This is a genomic window from Haloarchaeobius lipolyticus (assembly GCF_051208015.1).
Taxonomy (GTDB): domain Archaea; phylum Halobacteriota; class Halobacteria; order Halobacteriales; family Natrialbaceae; genus Haloarchaeobius.
In genome coordinates this window covers 86,368-103,159 of sequence record NZ_JBPKGF010000002.1, presented here as the reverse complement: position 1 = coordinate 103,159, position 16,792 = coordinate 86,368, and the positions used below count along the sequence as shown (strand labels likewise).

12 protein-coding genes are annotated in these 16,792 nt (G+C 63.5%); 5 read left to right on the top strand and 7 right to left on the bottom strand.

Annotation, left to right across the window (positions count from 1 at the left end; all coding sequences use genetic code 11):
* Positions 1-3: 3 nt before the first annotated feature.
* The 4 genes from ACSC1Y_RS03550 to gyrB all read right to left on the bottom strand — a co-directional run bounded on the left by ACSC1Y_RS03550 (position 4) and on the right by gyrB (position 6,264).
* On the bottom strand, positions 4-1,050 hold the full coding sequence (locus ACSC1Y_RS03550; protein WP_435333308.1) for a ferredoxin--NADP reductase: 1,047 nt from the start codon (positions 1,048-1,050) through the stop codon (positions 4-6).
* Positions 1,051-1,125: 75 nt separating this feature from the next.
* Positions 1,126-1,560: an ester cyclase gene (locus ACSC1Y_RS03545; protein ID WP_435333307.1), complete on the bottom strand. Its 435-nt coding sequence runs from the start codon at positions 1,558-1,560 to the stop codon at positions 1,126-1,128.
* 271 nt (positions 1,561-1,831) lie between these two features.
* Entirely contained in the window at positions 1,832-4,348 is a 2,517-nt protein-coding gene (gene gyrA, locus ACSC1Y_RS03540) for a DNA gyrase subunit A (RefSeq protein ID WP_435333306.1), read from the bottom strand.
* Entirely contained in the window at positions 4,345-6,264 is a 1,920-nt protein-coding gene (gene gyrB / locus ACSC1Y_RS03535; protein ID WP_435333305.1) for a DNA topoisomerase (ATP-hydrolyzing) subunit B, read from the bottom strand. Before gyrB ends, gyrA begins: the two co-directional genes overlap by 4 nt.
* Before the next feature lie 318 nt (positions 6,265-6,582).
* Between gyrB and ACSC1Y_RS03530 the strand changes: the two genes are divergently transcribed.
* Positions 6,583-9,009 (top strand): DNA topoisomerase VI subunit B, encoded by a 2,427-nt coding sequence (locus tag ACSC1Y_RS03530; RefSeq protein WP_435333304.1) that lies wholly within the window; start codon positions 6,583-6,585, stop codon positions 9,007-9,009.
* Positions 9,006-10,097, top strand: coding sequence for a DNA topoisomerase IV subunit A (locus ACSC1Y_RS03525; protein WP_435333303.1), 1,092 nt, complete (start codon positions 9,006-9,008; stop codon positions 10,095-10,097). Before ACSC1Y_RS03530 ends, ACSC1Y_RS03525 begins: the two co-directional genes overlap by 4 nt.
* 29 nt (positions 10,098-10,126) lie before the next feature.
* Here the strand turns inward: ACSC1Y_RS03525 and ACSC1Y_RS03520 are convergent, their stop codons facing one another.
* Complete coding sequence (locus ACSC1Y_RS03520; RefSeq protein ID WP_435333301.1) at positions 10,127-10,879, bottom strand: MBL fold metallo-hydrolase; 753 nt, start codon at positions 10,877-10,879, stop codon at positions 10,127-10,129.
* A gap of 92 nt (positions 10,880-10,971) precedes the next feature.
* On the opposite strand from ACSC1Y_RS03520, the gene ACSC1Y_RS03515 reads away from it, so the two are divergent.
* Positions 10,972-13,065, top strand: a complete 2,094-nt coding sequence (locus ACSC1Y_RS03515; protein WP_435333300.1) for a hypothetical protein — start codon at positions 10,972-10,974, stop codon at positions 13,063-13,065.
* Here the strand turns inward: ACSC1Y_RS03515 and ACSC1Y_RS03510 are convergent.
* Positions 13,029-13,493: a hypothetical protein gene (locus tag ACSC1Y_RS03510; protein WP_435333299.1), complete on the bottom strand. Its 465-nt coding sequence runs from the start codon at positions 13,491-13,493 to the stop codon at positions 13,029-13,031. The two genes, ACSC1Y_RS03515 and ACSC1Y_RS03510, sit on opposite strands and share 37 nt — an antisense overlap.
* 227 nt (positions 13,494-13,720) lie before the next feature.
* Between ACSC1Y_RS03510 and ACSC1Y_RS03505 the strand changes: the two genes are divergently transcribed.
* The gene (locus ACSC1Y_RS03505) at positions 13,721-14,059 is read left to right on the top strand and encodes a helix-turn-helix domain-containing protein (protein WP_435333298.1); all 339 of its coding nucleotides are present in this window, start codon (positions 13,721-13,723) and stop codon (positions 14,057-14,059) included.
* 39 nt (positions 14,060-14,098) lie between these two features.
* Positions 14,099-14,752, top strand: a complete 654-nt coding sequence (locus ACSC1Y_RS03500) for a DUF7504 family protein (protein WP_435333297.1) — start codon at positions 14,099-14,101, stop codon at positions 14,750-14,752.
* Positions 14,753-14,867: 115 nt separating this feature from the next.
* On the opposite strand, the gene ligA is transcribed toward ACSC1Y_RS03500, so the two are convergent.
* Positions 14,868-16,529 (bottom strand): ATP-dependent DNA ligase LigA, encoded by a 1,662-nt coding sequence (ligA, locus tag ACSC1Y_RS03495; RefSeq protein ID WP_435333295.1) that lies wholly within the window; start codon positions 16,527-16,529, stop codon positions 14,868-14,870.
* Between the last annotated feature and the right edge of the window lie 263 nt (positions 16,530-16,792).

Genomic DNA, 16,792 nt, shown 5'->3' with positions numbered 1-16,792 from the left:
TAGCTACCCGAATCCTTCCGCCTGCAGGTCATCGTCGTCGACCCCGATTGCTTCGACCGTCTCCGTGAGCGTCTGGACCATCGCGCTGACGCCACAGGCGTAGACCTCGGCGTTCTGCGGGTCGATGGCTGCGTCGATCTCCTCCGCTCGCTCGTCGTCGAGGAACCGTTCGAGGTCCGCCGGCACGTCGGCCGACGAGACGTCGTCGTCGAGGTACTTCAGTAGCGTCTGCTGGACGTAGTCGGACTCGCCGTCCCAGTCGGAGAGCAGGTGTTCGCGAGTGATGCAGGGGACGAAGTGGAAGTTCTCGTGTTCGTCCGCGAGTTCACGCCAGTGGTCGTAGTAGGGCGCGTCGTCTCGGTAGCTGCTCCCGAGGAACAGCCACACGTCGCGTTTCTCCCCGTTGCACTCGTCTCGACCCTCCTCGAACGTGTAATCTATCATGCTCTTGAAAGGAGCGACGCCGGTTCCAGTGGCGAGGAAGACGACGTCGCGCCGGGTCACCTCGTCGAGGACCATGTCGCCGTTCGGCCCGCGGACCGAGACCTCGTCCCCGGGCTCGCATTGCTGGAACAGGTCGGACGTGAGCCTCCCCTCGGGGACGCGCCGGATGCAGAGTTCGAGCCCGTTCTCGTTCGGGGAACTGGAGACGGAGTACGGCCGAGGCGTGTCGTGGAAGGTGACGGTGACGTACTGCCCGGGCGTGAAGTCGATGTCCGTCTCCTCGGGTTCGATTCGTATCGAGAGGAGGGCGGGGTAGGGCCGTTCGAAGCGCTCTTTCAGCGTCTCGAACCGGCCGACTGCCTCGTCCGGAATCTCGTGATTCTCGACGAGTGCGAACAGTCGTTCCCAGTCGAGGTCCGCGTCGTCGTGGCACTCGTCGACCCAGTCGGCGTGGTCGTGTGGCTCGAGCTCCTCGCGGAGTGCGTCGAGGACCGCCGACGCCCGGTTGTCGTCGAGCGCGTCGACCGACCGGACCCGGGCCGATTCGGTGACGAGTGGGAGTTCCTCTGCGACCTCGTGTTGGTCGAGGTGCGACGGGACGTCCATGTGCAGATTGTGGACGAGCGCGAACGAAAAAGGTCTACCTCGCGTCGTAGGAGATGCGCGTTCGTCGCGGCGGTTTCAGACCGCGTCCCGCGACTCCTGTTCGCCGAGAAGCGAGGCGAGGTCGAAGTACAGCCGGGACTCGGCGATGCGTCCGTTCTCGAACGCGTAGACGACGACCCCGTCGGTCGAGAGCTCCCGACCGGTCCCGTCGAAGCCGGCGAGTCGGCCGGTCTGGGTTCCGTATGCACCGAATCGGAGACTCACGAAATCGCCCTCCGAGACGACGCACCTGACAACCACCCTGAGGTCGGGAATCGCGTTCCTGACCGTCCGGATGGCGTCTTGTTCGGCGGCCGCATCGTAGGGCCCACCTGGAAGGCCGTGTGCGAGGTAGTCGTCGGTCACGAGGTCGGCGTCGAGACTACCGGTCCGCCAGCTGTGTTCGAAGAACCGGGACGCGTGCTCTCGCTTCTCTCGGACCGTCTGGGCTGTGGGGGTTGCGGTGGGCATCGTGAGTGGTTTCGGGTGCGCCCGACCTCCTGCTGGAGTTCGAGTGACAATCGTGGGCTCTGAGTTCCGGTCCTGGGTTCAGGTCGGGGCTGGCTGTTCCAGTCCTGGGTTCAGGACAGGCCCGACTTTCGCTTCTGGTTTCTGGTCTGGATACGTGACGTGCGGGGAGGTTCCCCGTGGCTATAGCTACTGCCCTGATAGACCAGCCGGTCCCCGAGGTGACTCGCAGAAAGAGGGTGTTTCCGTGTCGGTGGAGCGACGAGTGCCGTGTTTACTCGTCGTCGTCTGCTTCGACCGTGGCGGCCTCCGTTTCCTCGTCGTCGGCCTCGTCGTCAGCACGAGGTGCCGGGATGACGTCGACGGTGGCGACTGCATCGCCCTCGTCGAGGTCCATCACGGTCACGCCCATTGTGTTCCGACCCTGGAGCGAGACGTCCGAAACGCGGATGCGCATGATCTGCCCGGCCTCGGACATGACGATGGCGTCGTCCGCCTCCTCGACTGCTTTGACCGAGGTGACGGGACCGTTGCGCTCGTTCGTCTTGATGTCGATGAGGCCCTTCCCGTAGCGGGACTGGCGACGGTAGTTCGACAGCAGGGTGCGCTTGCCGTAGCCGTTCTTCGTCACGGTCAGCAGGGCGCGCTCGTCGGACTCGTCGGTCGCGACCAGTCCGGCCACGCTGTCGTCGTCGTCCAGCTTGATGCCCCGAACACCGCGGGTGTTCCGACCCATCGTCCGGACCTCGCTCTCGTCGAAGCGGATGGTCATCCCCTGCTCGGTGGCGACGACCAGGTCCTTCGTCCCGTCCGTGACCTCGACGTCGACGAGTTCGTCGCCCTCGTCCAGCTTGGCGGCGATGATACCCGTCGAGAGGATGTTCTGGAAGTCTTCGGTCTTCGTCCGCTTGACGTAGCCGTTCCGGGTGGCCATCGTGATGGCCTCGTCTTCCTCGAAGTCGTCCGTGTTGACGACCGCGGTTATCTCCTCACCGTCGTCGAGGTTGATGATGTTGATGGCGGACTTGCCGCGGGCGGTCCGAGACATCTCGGGTATCTGGTAGGCCTTCAGCTGGTAGACCTGCCCGTGGTTGGTGAAGCAGAGCAGGTAGTCGTGGGTGCTCGCGCGGAAGACCTTCGAGACACGGTCGCCCTCCTTGATGTCGCCGCCGATGATGCCCTTGCCGCCGCGGTGCTGGGCGTCGAAGGCGTCGACCGGCATTCGCTTGACGTAGTCGTCCTCGGTGACGACGACGAGCACGTCCTCCTCCGGGATGAGGTCTTCGTGTGTGACCTCGCCGGTGTCTTCGACGAACGAGGTTCGGCGGTCGTCGTCGTACTCGTCCTGTATCTCGCGCAGCTCCATCTTGATGACGTCGAGGAGTTTCTCCTCGCTCGCGAGGACGGACTCGAGGTACTCGATGACCTCGAGCGTCTCGTCGTACTCCTCCTTTATCTCGGTGCGCTCCAGCGAGGTGAGCGAGCCGAGCTGCATCCGGACGATGTGCTGTGCCTGGTCCTCGGAGAAGTCGAACGTCTCCTGCAAGCCGGCGATCGCGGCGTCACGGTCGTCGGAACCGCGGATGAGGTCGACCACGTCGTCGACGTTCTCGAGCGCCTTGAGCCGCCCCTCGAGGATGTGTGCGCGGTCCTCGGCCTGCTGCAGGTCGTATTGCGAGCGCCGGCGGACGACCTCCTTCCGGTGGTCGATGTAGTGCTCGAGCGTCTCCTTGAGCGTGAGGACCTTCGGCTGGCCGTCGACCAGCGAGAGGTTGATGACACCGAAGGTCGTCTCGAGGTGGTGCTCGACGAGCTGGTTCTTCACGACTTCGACGTTCGCGCCGCGCTTGAGGTCGATTGCGACCCGGACGCCGTTGCGGTCGGACTCGTCGCGCAGGTCGGAGATACCCTCTATCTTTCCCTCGTTCACGTCGTCGGCGATTCGCTCGACGAGTCGGGCCTTGTTCTCCTGGTAGGGCAGTTCGGTGATGACGATGCGTTTCCGGTCCTTCTTCCAGTCCTCGACCTCGAACTCGGCGCGGACGCGGATGCGGCCGCGGCCGGTCGAGTACGCCTTCCGAACGGAGTTCCGGCCGACGATGTTCGCGCCCGTCGGGAAGTCCGGTCCCTTGACGTGCTCCATCAGGTCGTTGACGTCGCAGGCCGGGTTGTCGATGACCTCGATGGTCGCGTCGATTATCTCGCCGAGGTTGTGCGGCGGAATCTTCGTCGACATGCCGACTGCGATGCCCGTGCTCCCGTTGACGAGGAGGTTCGGGAACGCGGCGGGAAGGACGTCCGGCTCTTGCAGGCGGTCGTCGTAGTTCGAGGAGAAGTCGACCGTGTCCTTCTCGATGTCCTCGAGCAGTTCCTCGGCGATGGCCGACATCCGGGCCTCCGTGTACCGCATGGCGGCAGCCGGGTCGCCGTCCATCGAACCGAAGTTCCCCTGCCCGTCGACGAGGGGATACCGCATCGAGAACTCCTGAGCCATGCCCACCAGCGTGTCGTAGATGGCCTGGTCCCCGTGCGGGTGGTAGTCACCCATCGTCTCGCCGACGATGGACGAACTCTTCCGGTGGCTCGACCGACTCGTGACGCCCATCTCGTGCATCGCGTAGAGGATGCGCCGGTGGACGGGCTTCAGGCCGTCACGGACGTCGGGCAGGGCGCGCCCGACGATGACGGACATCGCGTAGTCGATGTAGCTCTGCTCCATCTCGTCTTCGATGCGGACGTGCTCGATGCGGTCCGCGGGAACGTCGGGGGATTCGGGGGCTTCTGAACTCATATGTCAACCCAGCTGGCTTCCGGGGCGTGTTCCTTGATGAACTGCTTTCGGGGGCCGACGGCGTCGCCCATCAGCACCGAGAACATCTTGTCCGCGGCGGCGGCGTCCTCGATGTTTATCTGCTTGAGGACGCGGTTGTCGGGGTCCATCGTCGTCGACCAGAGCTGTTCGGGGTTCATCTCGCCGAGACCCTTGAACCGCTGGACCTGCGTCGGATTGCCGTTGCACTGCTCCTCGACGACCTTCTCGCGCTCGGCGTCGTTCATCACGTCGTACGTGTTGCCGTTGTAGCGGATGCGATAGAGCGGTGGTTTCGTCGCGTAGACGTAGCCGGCTTCGAGGAGCGGGCGCATGTGCCGGTAGAAGAACGTCAGCAGGAGCGTCCGGATGTGGGCGCCGTCGACGTCGGCGTCGGTCGCCATGATGATCTTCTTGTAGCGAGCGTCCTCGATGTCGAACTCGTCACCGATGCCCGTGCCGATGGCGGTGATGAGGTTCCGAATCTGGTCGTTCTCGAGGATTCGGTCCAGGCGGTGCTTCTCGACGTTGAGGACCTTCCCGCGGATGGGGAGGACGGCCTGGAACTCGGGGGCACGAGCCTGCTTCGCGGAGCCACCCGCGGAGTCACCCTCCACGATGAACAGCTCTGCTTCGTCCGGGTCGCGGGTCTGGCAGTCGGCCAGCTTGCCCGGGAGGCTCGTGGATTCGAGCGCGCTCTTGCGCCGCGTCAGCTCTTCGGCCTTCTTCGCGGCCTTCCGCGCTTTCGCGGCCTCGACGGCCTTCCGAACGGTCGCCTGTGCGGTGTTCGGGTTCTCCTCGAAGTAGGTCGCGAGGTGTTCGTGCATCGCCGACTCGACGATGCCGCGGACCTCGGAGTTGCCGAGCTTCGTCTTCGTCTGTCCCTCGAACTGCGGGTCGGGGTGCTTGATGGAGATGACGGCGGTCAGCCCCTCGCGGATGTCGTCGCCCTTGAGCGTGTCGTCGAGTCCGTCGAGAAGCCCGTTCTTGGTCGCGTAGTCGTTGACGACGCGCGTGAGTGCGGTCTTGAACCCGGTGAGGTGCGAGCCACCCTCTCGCGTGTTGATGTTGTTGGCGAAGGCGTGGATGCTCCCCTGGAGTTCGTCTGTCGCCTGCATGGCGACCTCGACTTGGATGTTGTCCTCCTCGTCCTCGAAGTAGATGACGTCGTCGTGAAGGGCCGTCTTCGTCTCGTTGAGGTAGCGAACGAACGCCCGGATGCCGCCCTCGTAGTGGAACGTCTCCGACTTCGGCTCGTCGCCGCGCTCGTCGACGAGCGTGACGTTGACGCCGGAGTTGAGGAACGCGAGTTCGCGGAGTCGGTTGGCGAGCGTCGAGTAGGTGTACTCGGTCTCCTCGAAGATGTCGCCGTCGGGCCAGAACCGAATCTTGGTCCCGTTCTCTTCGCCCGGCTCCATATCGCGCACCTTCTCGAGGTCACCCACCGGCGCGCCCTTCTCGAAGGTGTGCTTCCAGACCGCGCCGTCGCGCGTGATCTCGACCTCCAATCTGGTCGAGAGCGCGTTCACCACGCTGACACCCACGCCGTGGAGCCCACCGGACACCTGGTACGACTTGTTGTCGAACTTCCCACCCGCGTGGAGGACCGTCATGATGACCTCCACCGCCGGCCTGTCGTACTCGGCGTGCGTGTCCACGGGGATGCCGCGCCCGTCGTCTTCGACGCTCACGGAGCCGTCCTCGTGGACGGTCACCGTGATGTCGTCACAGTACCCGGCGAGAGCTTCGTCGATGGAGTTGTCGACGACCTCGTAGACGAGGTGGTGAAGCCCTCTAGAATCGGTAGAGCCGATATACATCGCCGGCCGTTTCCGGACCGCCTCCAGGCCCTCTAAGACCTGAATCTGTCCGGCGCTGTATTCGCTTTCTTCGGACATGAAAACCTGTACTGTGCTTGTCTGCGGGTACTTATAAAAGTCACGTGTGCGCTCGCTTGCGCGCTCGCGCGCGAGCGAGACAGTGACTGTCTCGCTTCAGAGACTGATACTGACTCGCTTCAGAGACCGATACCTGCCTCGCATCGGATACCGTCCCGCCCGATGACGTACACCAGGGCGACGACCGCACCGAAGCGACAGCATCGCTCGCTTCTCCGTCCCGGGGGACCCTCGACGCTCGACGGCCAACCCGACCGCGTTCCACTTTCACCCTGCTTGCACACGGCTTTTAACCTCCCGGTGGAAAAGGGGACACAGATGACGTCATTCCAGTCGACACTCGGCGAGGAGGAGGGAATCGCCGAGGAGTTGGCCGAGAGTCAACGGGCCATCTCCATCGCCGAGTTCTTCGAGAAGAACAAGCAGATGCTCGGCTTCAACAGCGGGGCACGAGGGCTGGTGACCGCGGTCAAGGAGGCCGTGGACAACGCGCTCGACGCTGCAGAAGAAGCCAAGATCCTCCCCGACATCTACGTCGAAATCCAAGAGGAGGGCGACTACTACCGCCTCATCGTCGAGGACAACGGGCCGGGGATCACCAAGGACTCGCTTCCGAAGGTCTTCGGGAAACTCCTGTACGGCAGCCGGTTCCACGCACGCGAACAGTCCCGTGGCCAGCAGGGTATCGGTATCTCTGCGGCGGTGCTCTACTCCCAGCTGACCAGCGGGAAGCCGGCGAAGATCACCTCCCGAACCGAGGGTTCTGCGGAGGCGAACTACTACGAGCTCATCATCGATACGGACCAGAACGAGCCCGAGATCCGCGCCGAGAAGACGACCTCGTGGGACCGTCCCCACGGCACCCGAATCGAACTCGAGATGGAAGCGAACATGCGGGCGCGCCAACAGCTCCACGACTACATCCGACACACCGCGGTCGTCAACCCCCACGCCCGCATCGAGCTGAAGGAGCCAACTGAGCACTTCAAGTTCGAGCGAGCGACCGACGAACTACCGAAGGAGACGGAGGAGATACGCCCGCACCCGCACGGAGTCGAACTCGGGAACGTCCTGAAGATGCTGAAGGCGACCGACTCGCACTCCGTCTCGGGCTTCGTCCAGTCCGAGTTCACCCGGGTCGGGCGCAAGACCGCGGACAACATCGTCGACGCCTTCCGCGACCGCTACTACGGCCGCGAGATGACGTGGACGCTGCCCGACGACGACGAACTCACCAGCGCAATCGACGACGCGGTGAACAACAAGCCGGCCGACGCGAAGGCGGCGTTCGCCGAAGGGGTCGTGGACGGACTCTCGACCCTGGCGACGGACGGTCGCGTCGCCCATCATCAGGTCATTCAGGCGGTCGAGACGGCCGCGAGCGCGGACGACCTCGACACCACCTTCGGCGAGACGGTCCGGGAGAACGTGGTCGACGCGGTCTGGCGGACCATCACCGGCTACGGACACGAGGAGAGCGACGACCGACTCCGCGACGTGATTCGGGCCCACGCCGACGCCGCGACGAGCGTCCAGAAAGACGACGCCGTGGTCGTCGCCTTCGCGGACCGGCTCGCGGCGAAGTTCGTCCCCGGAGAGGACGGCGACGTCCGGAACCGACTCACCCGGGACGACCTGCGAGACTACGTCGACCGGGCCGCGGACATGACCGAAGAGCGTGAGGAGGCGACCTTCGGCGACACGGCCCGCGAGAACGTCGTCGACGAGATCTGGGACGCGATGGTCACCGTCCCGGACGACCCGCCGAACGTCCGCGACCTCTCGGACGACCGCGACGGCACCAGCGACCTCGTCGCCGCGATGCGCGAGACCGACATCATGGCCCCGCCCACGTCGTGTCTCTCACCCATCACGGCCGACCTCATCGACGCGGGTCTCCGCAAGGTGTTCGACGCCGAGTTCTACTCATCTGCGACCCGCGACGCCGAGGTCCACGCCGGCGACCCGTTCATCGTCGAGGCCGGTATCGCCTACGGTGGCGACCTGCAGGCCGAGGGACAGGCTGACCTGCTCCGGTTCGCGAACCGCGTCCCGCTGGTCTACAAGCGCGGCGGCTGCGCCATCACGGACGTCGTCAAAGGCATCGGCTGGCGGAACTACAACCTCGACCAGCCCGGAGGGTCGGGCGTTCCGCACGGTCCCGTGGTCATCATGGTCCACGTCGCCTCGACGAACGTCCCGTTCACGAGCGAGTCGAAAGACGCCGTGGCCTCCGTCGAGGAGATAGAGGCCGAGATAGAACTCGCTATCCGGGAGGCCGCTCGCGAGCTCAAGTCCTACCTCAAGAAGCAGCGCTCGATGCGCAAGCGCCAGAAGAAACAGGACGTCCTCGCGACCATTCTCCCGCAGATGGCGGAGAAGGTCGCCCACGTCACCGGCCGCGAGACGCCCAACATCGACGACGCGATGGCGCGAATCATGAACAACGTGCTCGTCGAGCGAGAGACGGAGGAGAACGGCGACATGCAGACCGTGAAGGTGGTCGTCGAGAACCACTCCAACACGAACGAGTCGCCGGACGTGACGGACATCGTCGATGCCGAACCGACGAACGTCAGTGACGGCGCGACCGTCGTCGAGATGGACGGCGAGTGGTTCGTCAAGTGGAACCCCGAGGTGAAAAGCGGCGACGAGGCCGTCCTCGAGTACACAGTCTCGGCAGACGCATCGTTCGACCTCTCGGTCAGTCAGGTCGAAGCACCCAAACTCACCGTGAACCAATGAGTACCGACACAGACGCCCAGGCCCGAGCAAAGCTCATCGACCTCGCCGCAGAGTTCTACGACCAGTTCGAGAGCGGGCAGATTCCCGCGATGACCCTCCCGACCCGGACGAAGTCCAACATCATCTACGACGAGGACAAGAACGTCTGGGTCTACGGCGACCGGACCTCCTCGCGCTCTGCGAACTCGGTCCGCGGGGCACGGAAGCTCCTCAAGGCGGTCTACACCATCGACTTCCTCGCCCAGCAGCTCGACGAGGACCGCTCGTCCACCCTGCGTGAGCTGTACTACCTGTCCGAGTCGTGGGACAACGAGGAGGCGCAGTTCAACGGCCAGGACGAGTCGAACAAGCTCGTCGAGGACCTCGAGATCGTCAGCGAGGTCAAGCGCGAGGACTTCCACATGCGCCCGGAGGAGTCGGGTGCGACCCTCATCGGCCCGCTCAAGATCCGCGAGCAGACCCGCCGCGGTGAGCGCGAGATTCACTGCCAGAAGGACGTCGGCGAGGGCGGCTACCAGATTCCGAACAACCCCGACACCGTCGAGTTCCTCGACCACGACATCGACTTCGTCCTGTGCGTCGAGACCGGTGGTATGCGCGACCGTCTCGTCGAGAACGGCTTCGACGAGGAGTACAACACGCTGGTCGTCCACCTGAAGGGCCAGCCCGCCCGGGCGACCCGTCGCATCACGAAGCGACTCCACGACGAGCTCGACCTCCCGGTCGTGGTCTTCACTGACGGCGACCCGTGGTCGTACCGAATCTTCGGCTCGGTCGCCTACGGCTCCATCAAGTCCGCACACCTCTCCGAGTATCTCGCGACGCCGGAGGCCCAGTACGTCGGCATCCGACCCCAGGACATCGTCGACTACGACCTGCCGACCGACCCGCTCTCTGACTCCGACGTGAACGCACTCGAATCCGAACTGGAGGACCCGCGCTTCCAGGACGAGTTCTGGACCGAACAGATAGAGCTCCAGCTCGACATCGGGAAGAAGGCGGAACAGCAGGCACTCGCGGCACGCGGTCTCGACTTCGTGACCGACACCTACCTACCGGAGCGCCTGACGGAGATGGGCGTCATCTGAAGGCCGACTCGGCTCTCTCTCTTTCACCCTCATCTCTCGTCGAGCACGACCGGTATCCCTCGTCGTGCAACGTCTTTCGCGAACTCGCCAGAATCTGCCGTCAGCATCTCGATGGTGTTGTAGTGGACCGGGAGGACGAGGTCGGGGTCCATCGCCTCGGCCAGGTCCGCCGCTTCGTGACGGTCGGAGACGACGGTTCCGCCGATGTTCGCGAGGAACAGCGAGACGTCGAGCTGGGCGAACGCGTCGAGCGCGTCAGCGTCACCCGGCCAGAAGACGGAGACACCACCGATGGAGAGCTTGAAGCCACAGCCGAGTCCACGCGGGTGAGAGACGCTCCCGTCGGGCTTCGCGTGTGGCCCATCGGGCTCGTTGAACGCCGGAACCGTCCAGACGTCGACGCCAGCGACCGACACCTGTGCCTCGTCGTCGACGCGGACGACCTCGTACGGCAGTTCCTCGACGGCATCGACGTCCCGGTCGATGTTCGCGGCGTCGACGCCCTCGTAGACGACGAGCGTCGCGTCCCGCTTGGCGACCCGCGTGATGGCGTCGGTGTCGTAGTGATGGTCGTGGGTGATACAGACGACGTCGCCGTCTTTCGGGTAGTCGTTCTGCGGGGCCGGATGAGACAAGTCCTCGCCGCCCGGGGATTCCCACTCGCCAGAGAGGACCCCGTACCGTCCGGGGTCTAGGTAGACCATGGTTCCGTCGGGTGCTTCGAGTCGCGTCGTCGCGTAGCCGAGCCAGTCGACAAGGAGGCCATCGTGTCTGATGGTCATGTTCGTTCGTTGGTCGGTGCGCCGGAAAAACGCGCCGGCGGCGGTAACGACTACATTGCTCGAGAGATTACAGGGGGTGACGACCACCTCGCATGTCCCTCCAGTTCATCCAGACGTCCGACCCGACGGGGCTACAGGTGGTAGACCCGCTTGCGAAGACGAGTCTCCAGCTGAGGCTGTCCTCGAACGAGTTCCGGCCAGGTCCCGAGGACGTGCCGTTCTCGGAGTACGTCGAGGAGACCGTCGTGGTGGAGACAGATCACATCTATCTGGACTATCAGCTTCTCCTCCACGTTAGAAACGAGGAGATGGCATATCTGGAAGAGCTGCGCAAAGGTGACCGGAGATCCTTCGAGAGTGGAACCTACGTCATCGACTTCTCCACCCCACAGAAATGTTACTTATTCGTTGAAGGACGCCCAAAGATCGAACAAACGAGCACGCAGACACGAATCCTGTTCGAACGAGAGAGACAGGTCACTCTTGGTTTCCGCTCCACGGAGAACGTCCCTACTGAGACGGTCGTGACGACAGAACGTCCTTCTGATATCGCTCGGGCGATTAGCGCGTTGGGTGACAGTCACCTCTCGTCCTCACCTGAACGGTCGTGGCCGACACTTCGTACGTATCCGCCACGTATCGAGATTGGGGACCGATTACACATCCCCGACACCATCGAATCGCCGTCTTCAGGGATTGAACTGGTCGTCCCGCCACGGTATGCGGCTCTCCTTTGTGCAGCCCCGCTTGCGTATTACCTCGGTGCAGACCTCCGTATCGGTGAGGCCGCACGCGTCGAAACCTCTGCAACCACGGTGGATATTGGTGTCACCCGTACGTTGGAGGATGATCTTGTCCGGTTACTAAAACAGGTATTCGTACTCGATTGTGCCTGCCGAACGGAAGGGTTGTACCGGTCTACGCACTATCTCGACGACCAGCTGTTCGAGGCCCTGCCGTTCGACACCGAGTGGGCGTTCGAAGCGGACATCGCGTCCCGACTCGAAGAGTATCTCGACGTACCGTACAACCGTATCGAGAAATCTGTGCCACGTTGGTCCGCTGTCGCATATCTCCCTCCGGCAGCATCCTCAGTCCCAGCCCTTTCACACGTACTCCACCGTCTCGGAATCGTAAGACCAGCTCGTGGGACGCTCGTATCCAAGCCCTCGATATCGATTAATCAATTCACACGGTTCGGTGGAGGAACGTTTGTTGGGCCGGAACGCTTCGTCGAACCAACCGTCTTCGACGATGCGGTATCTCATATCTGGTTCGGGCCGGGTACGCCCCTCACGGGCGAACATGGGTCACTGCAGGCGTACGAGAACAGATTACGGAGCCGCACTCCGACGGAATCAGTCGACATCACCGTCGTATGTAATGAGGAGACGATGGTGCCGGAACAACGCTCCCTCGACAGGTTCTATCGGAACTCGTTCGGAATCGACCGGGAGGTTCACCTCCGAACCGACGTAAACCAAGAAGAGCTTTCTCGATTGCTCTCGGACGAACAGTGCGATCTGTTCCATTTCATCGGACATGCGTCCAAAGAGGGGCTTCGGTGCTCGGATGGACAGTTCGACGTCAATTCCCTCGACTCTCTTTGTCCAGATCTGTTCGTCCTGAATGCGTGCGATACGTATCATCAAGCGAAAGATATCGTCGAACATGGGGGCGTTGCAGTCGTCGCAACGCACGCACGAGTCTCTAACGAAGAGGCAGTTCGCGCTGGACAGGACGTGGCTCGTCTCCTCGCTGATGGCTTCTCCGTCTGTGCAGCAACTGAGCAAGTCGGGCGAAGTCTATCTGGTGGCTCACCGTATATCGTGGTCGGGGATGGACTGGCCCGTATCGCATCTCAGATGCGGGGGAATCCTAGCGTCATGACGCTAACGCAAACGGGTGACGACGAGTACAGACTCGATCTCGACGTGTACCTCCAAGGGGTCGATTCGGTCGGTGGATGGACCTCGTTCACTCTCAGGGATCAGAAACAGAGTAGGCTCGATGCTGGTCGAATCTCCTTCACCGACGTACACGCTACACTTCTTGTAGAGGAACTACCGGCCGTCTCCTACCCCCTCTTCTACAGAGATAGTCTCCATTGGCTGGAATCAGAGGCGGACGTCAGAGAACTACTCGAGGGTCACTCCAGTTCGGACCACGACCGTTCGTCGTCGTAGTCGATTATCTCGATGATGTCGTCTGTCTCGTCGAGGTCGATATCGAATGCGCGCCGAAGGATCTCGTCGGCAACGTAGGCATCTGCAGAAGCGACCGGTTCCTGGAAGCGAACGGCGACGCCGCAGTTCCCGTCGACCTCGATGGTCATCTGCTGGTCGGCGGCGACCGCGTGGACCATGCGCCTGACGTCACCTTCGACCTTCTGTGCGTAGTGAACACCTTTGATGTAGTCGTACCTCCCGAGTGGACCATCGTAGAGGCGGACCCGTGTATGGTCCGAGACCATGGGGCGGTCGAGATGTGATTTGAGAAATTTCGCGAGACGGGTCCGAGAGCCGCCTGTCCGTACTACCTCGGCGTCGCTGTTGCGCTCGAGGAAGTCCCAGACGACGGCAGGGGGGACGTCGAGCTCGGTGGCTCGAGACATGACCCATTCGGTCTTGTCTGACCCTATCCCCCCTGGGGGAACACCGAAGCTCATATTCGAGACAGGCTCCGGCCAACGTGAAAAAGATGTTGGCTTGGTCGAGAATAATTTCATTGAATTAGGGTTTCCAGGCCAGAATATTCAACGTTCGTTCGAAAATGTAGTATGATGCGAACGAAGGATAGTCTCCAGAAGATACTTCGACTCATATCTCGTTCATCCAACTGATGGATGCAGACGAACCGTTCGACCAGCCACTGTACCGAGCTCTCAGGTATCCGGCTCGCGTCGCCATCCTCGCCGTGTTCGTCGAGCGCCGTGGGGAGGCACTCGGCGCGACGACGGTCGCTCGGGACGCGGGGCTCGCAGTGAGTACGTTCCACGACCACAGAGACACGCTCGTCGACCTCGAATTCGTCGAGCGTCACGACGAGGAGGGCTACCCGTCCTACACGCTGGCAGAGACCAAGCAGGCACGGCTCCTGTGCGAACTCGACAGCGTACTGAGCGACGTCTACGGGAGGCGCGAGGACGTTGCCGTCTCGGTCGAGGAATTCGTGGAGTAGCGAGAACCGTTTTCACGCTCCGCGCGGTAGGTGCCAGATATGGACGCAGAACGTATCGCGTTCGAACGGCAGCTCTCGGGTGCCGCGTTCCGAGATGCGGCCGCGGAGGACGACTTCGCGTCGGTCCTCGCGACCTACAAGCGCCGTGGCTGTGCGATGATCGTGACCGGGGCAGTCGCACAGGAGACCGCAGAACGGGCGTTCCGGCTGCTCGGTGGAGCCGTCGACGTCGACAGGAAGCGTATCGTCGTGATGGGGGATGACGACGACCCTGGAGCGTTCCTTCCGGAGGCCGTCGAGCCAGGCTCACCCGACGTTCGCGTTTTCTCCGCAGCGGACTACGTCAGTCTCGAAGGTCTTCGCGAGGCCGTACTGGAGGCGACGGTGCGGTTCGACAGCCGGACCGATAGACTCGAACCGGGGCAGCTCCGGCTGCTCGTCCCCGACGTCGATGCAGTGCTCTCGAGTGCGAACGCTGATTCTGACGAATCGGAACGGTTCGTGCGTGCCCTCGGCACGATCGTCCGTGGCGTTCGTGGGATGGGGTACGTCCACAGGCGACAGTACGACGTCGAGGCGTCGTTCATCGGGTTGTTCGACGGCTGGATAGAGCTACGAGAGGGTTCGGTCGGCCCACAGCATCGCTGGCACGTCCCACCTGGCGAACGGACGACGGACTGGATCCGCCTCTGAGTGCCGTCGACGACTCGTCTGGTCGGAACTGGGGGGTCAAGGAAGTACGTTCTGGGTTGTCAGTGCTGGGAAGTACGTTCTGGGTTGTCAGTGCTGGGAAGTACGTTCTGGGTTGTCAGTGCTGGGCCGCGGCGAGTCGTTCGACACGCTCCAGTGATTCTGCGTCCGCGACCGCCTTGTCGTCGCGGACTGCCACGAACCGTGGGAAGCGAAGCGCATAGCCAGAGCCGTAGGTCGGTGACGTCTGTATCTCCTCGTAGCCGACCTCGAAGACGACCACCGGTTCGATGTCGACAGTCTGCCCCTCCTGTCCCCGAACGTGGGGTTCGAGCAGGGTGGTCAGTTCCTCGAGCTGTTCGTCGGTGACGCCCGTCGCCACCTTCCCGATGGGTTCGAACTCGCCCGGGCCGTCGGGGGTTCGGACCGATATCTCGAACGTGCCGAGGAGCTTCGCGCGTCTCCCTTCGCCCCACTCCGCACCTGTCACGACGCAGTCGAGCGTCTCGACGTCCGGTTTCCGCTTTCGCCATCGCTTTCCGCGCTTCCCGGGGGAGTAGGTCGATTCGGGGTCTTTGAGCATGATGCCCTCGTGACCTGCCGCGAGCGCGTCCGCTTCGACGTCGGCGACCTCGTCGGGGTCGTCGGTGAGCGTGAGGTCGGCGACACCCGAATCTAACACGGCCGATAGCCGTTCGTGCCGCGTAACGAGTGGCTGGTCGAGCAGATCCTCACCCGACGCGTGCAGGCAGTCGAACGCCCGCAGCTCGACCTCGACGTCCGCTCGTGCCTTGGCGACGTCGTGTTTCCGGCGGAACCGACGGAGCACCTGCTGGAACGGGAGGGGGTCGCCCTCGTCGTCGACCGCGACGACCTCCCCATCGAGTATGGCTGGCGCGGAACAGTCCGCTCGCACGGTCTCGACGATCTCGGGCAGTGCGGCGGTCACGTCCTCCATGTTCCGGGAGAAGATCGTCACGTCCTCGCCGTCCCAGTGAACCTGCACTCGAGCCCCGTCGAACTTCGTCTCGACGGCGACCTCGTCCCACGACTCCAGCGCCCCGGCTGCGGTCCCCGCCTGTGCGAGCATTGCCTGGATGGGTCGACCCACCGTAAGCGAGAGGTCGGTGAGCGCGGTTTCGTCCGCGTCCCGGGCGGTCTCTGCGACCAGCCCGTAGTCGTTCGTCACCTGAACCGCTCGCTCGACCGTCTCCGTGTGCCGGTCGAACGCCTCGGCGATGGCGTCCCTGACCGTTCCCTCGCCGACCCCGATTCGCATCTCGGAGAGGACGAGCCGCGCGAGAAAGCGGGCCTCCTCGGACGACGCCCGGTTGAACAGCCCGAACAGGATGTCGAGCTTCGTGTCGTCGCTGCCCGACCCTTCCGTCGCGGCGAGCGTTTCCAGTTCGTCGTACACCGAGGCGACGGTCAGGTCGCCGCCGCCACCCGCGCCGAACGCGGCGAGTCCCTGCTGGCCGCCGAAGTCGTAACTCGCGGCGACCGCCCCGATCTCGCCCCGGTCTGCGAGTCTATCCTCGACGTCGTCTGCGTCGACGTTCGGCCCGGCAGCCCGTGCGATGGCCGCGTACACCGTGTTCGGCCCGACGTCGAGTTTCCTGTCGTCCCAGGCCGGGAAGACCCGTCCCTGCACGAACCGGGCCACCACGGGGAGGTCGTCGTCCGCGTCCGCGAGCAGGTCGCCCACGAGCGAGACGATAGCGAGGTCTGCCGGTTCTGCTTCGATTTCGGCCGCACGTGAGGCGAACGCCGCGAACTCCATCACCGCTCACTCGGCGAGACTGCCAGATAAAGCGCCCGGAGTCGGGTGAGGATTAAAGTACGAAGCCGGAGCCAACGTGGGCGTGACTTGACGACTGCCACCGGGGAGTTCGCGGCCGCGCGACACGGCTCTCCGGTGGTACCGACTGCACCCTCGTGGTGGTCTGCATCCACGTGTCGCCTGTTCGCTCTATACGTGTCGTGGCAGCTGCCACTCGGTGTATCGCCTCACGCCGATAGGCACGGCTTTGAAGAACTGCCAGC

Coding starts and splice junctions, on each gene's coding strand:
- ACSC1Y_RS03545 (WP_435333307.1), bottom strand. CDS start 1,560: ATGCCCACCGCAACCCCCACAGCCCAGACGGTCCGAGAGAAGCGAGAG.
- ACSC1Y_RS03525 (WP_435333303.1), top strand. CDS start 9,006: ATGAGTACCGACACAGACGCCCAGGCCCGAGCAAAGCTCATCGACCTC.
- ACSC1Y_RS03500 (WP_435333297.1), top strand. CDS start 14,099: ATGGACGCAGAACGTATCGCGTTCGAACGGCAGCTCTCGGGTGCCGCG.
- ligA (WP_435333295.1), bottom strand. CDS start 16,529: ATGGAGTTCGCGGCGTTCGCCTCACGTGCGGCCGAAATCGAAGCAGAA.
- ACSC1Y_RS03510 (WP_435333299.1), bottom strand. CDS start 13,493: ATGTCTCGAGCCACCGAGCTCGACGTCCCCCCTGCCGTCGTCTGGGAC.
- gyrA (WP_435333306.1), bottom strand. CDS start 4,348: ATGAGTTCAGAAGCCCCCGAATCCCCCGACGTTCCCGCGGACCGCATC.
- ACSC1Y_RS03505 (WP_435333298.1), top strand. CDS start 13,721: ATGGATGCAGACGAACCGTTCGACCAGCCACTGTACCGAGCTCTCAGG.
- ACSC1Y_RS03520 (WP_435333301.1), bottom strand. CDS start 10,879: ATGACCATCAGACACGATGGCCTCCTTGTCGACTGGCTCGGCTACGCG.
- gyrB (WP_435333305.1), bottom strand. CDS start 6,264: ATGTCCGAAGAAAGCGAATACAGCGCCGGACAGATTCAGGTCTTAGAG.
- ACSC1Y_RS03515 (WP_435333300.1), top strand. CDS start 10,972: ATGTCCCTCCAGTTCATCCAGACGTCCGACCCGACGGGGCTACAGGTG.
- ACSC1Y_RS03550 (WP_435333308.1), bottom strand. CDS start 1,050: ATGGACGTCCCGTCGCACCTCGACCAACACGAGGTCGCAGAGGAACTC.
- ACSC1Y_RS03530 (WP_435333304.1), top strand. CDS start 6,583: ATGACGTCATTCCAGTCGACACTCGGCGAGGAGGAGGGAATCGCCGAG.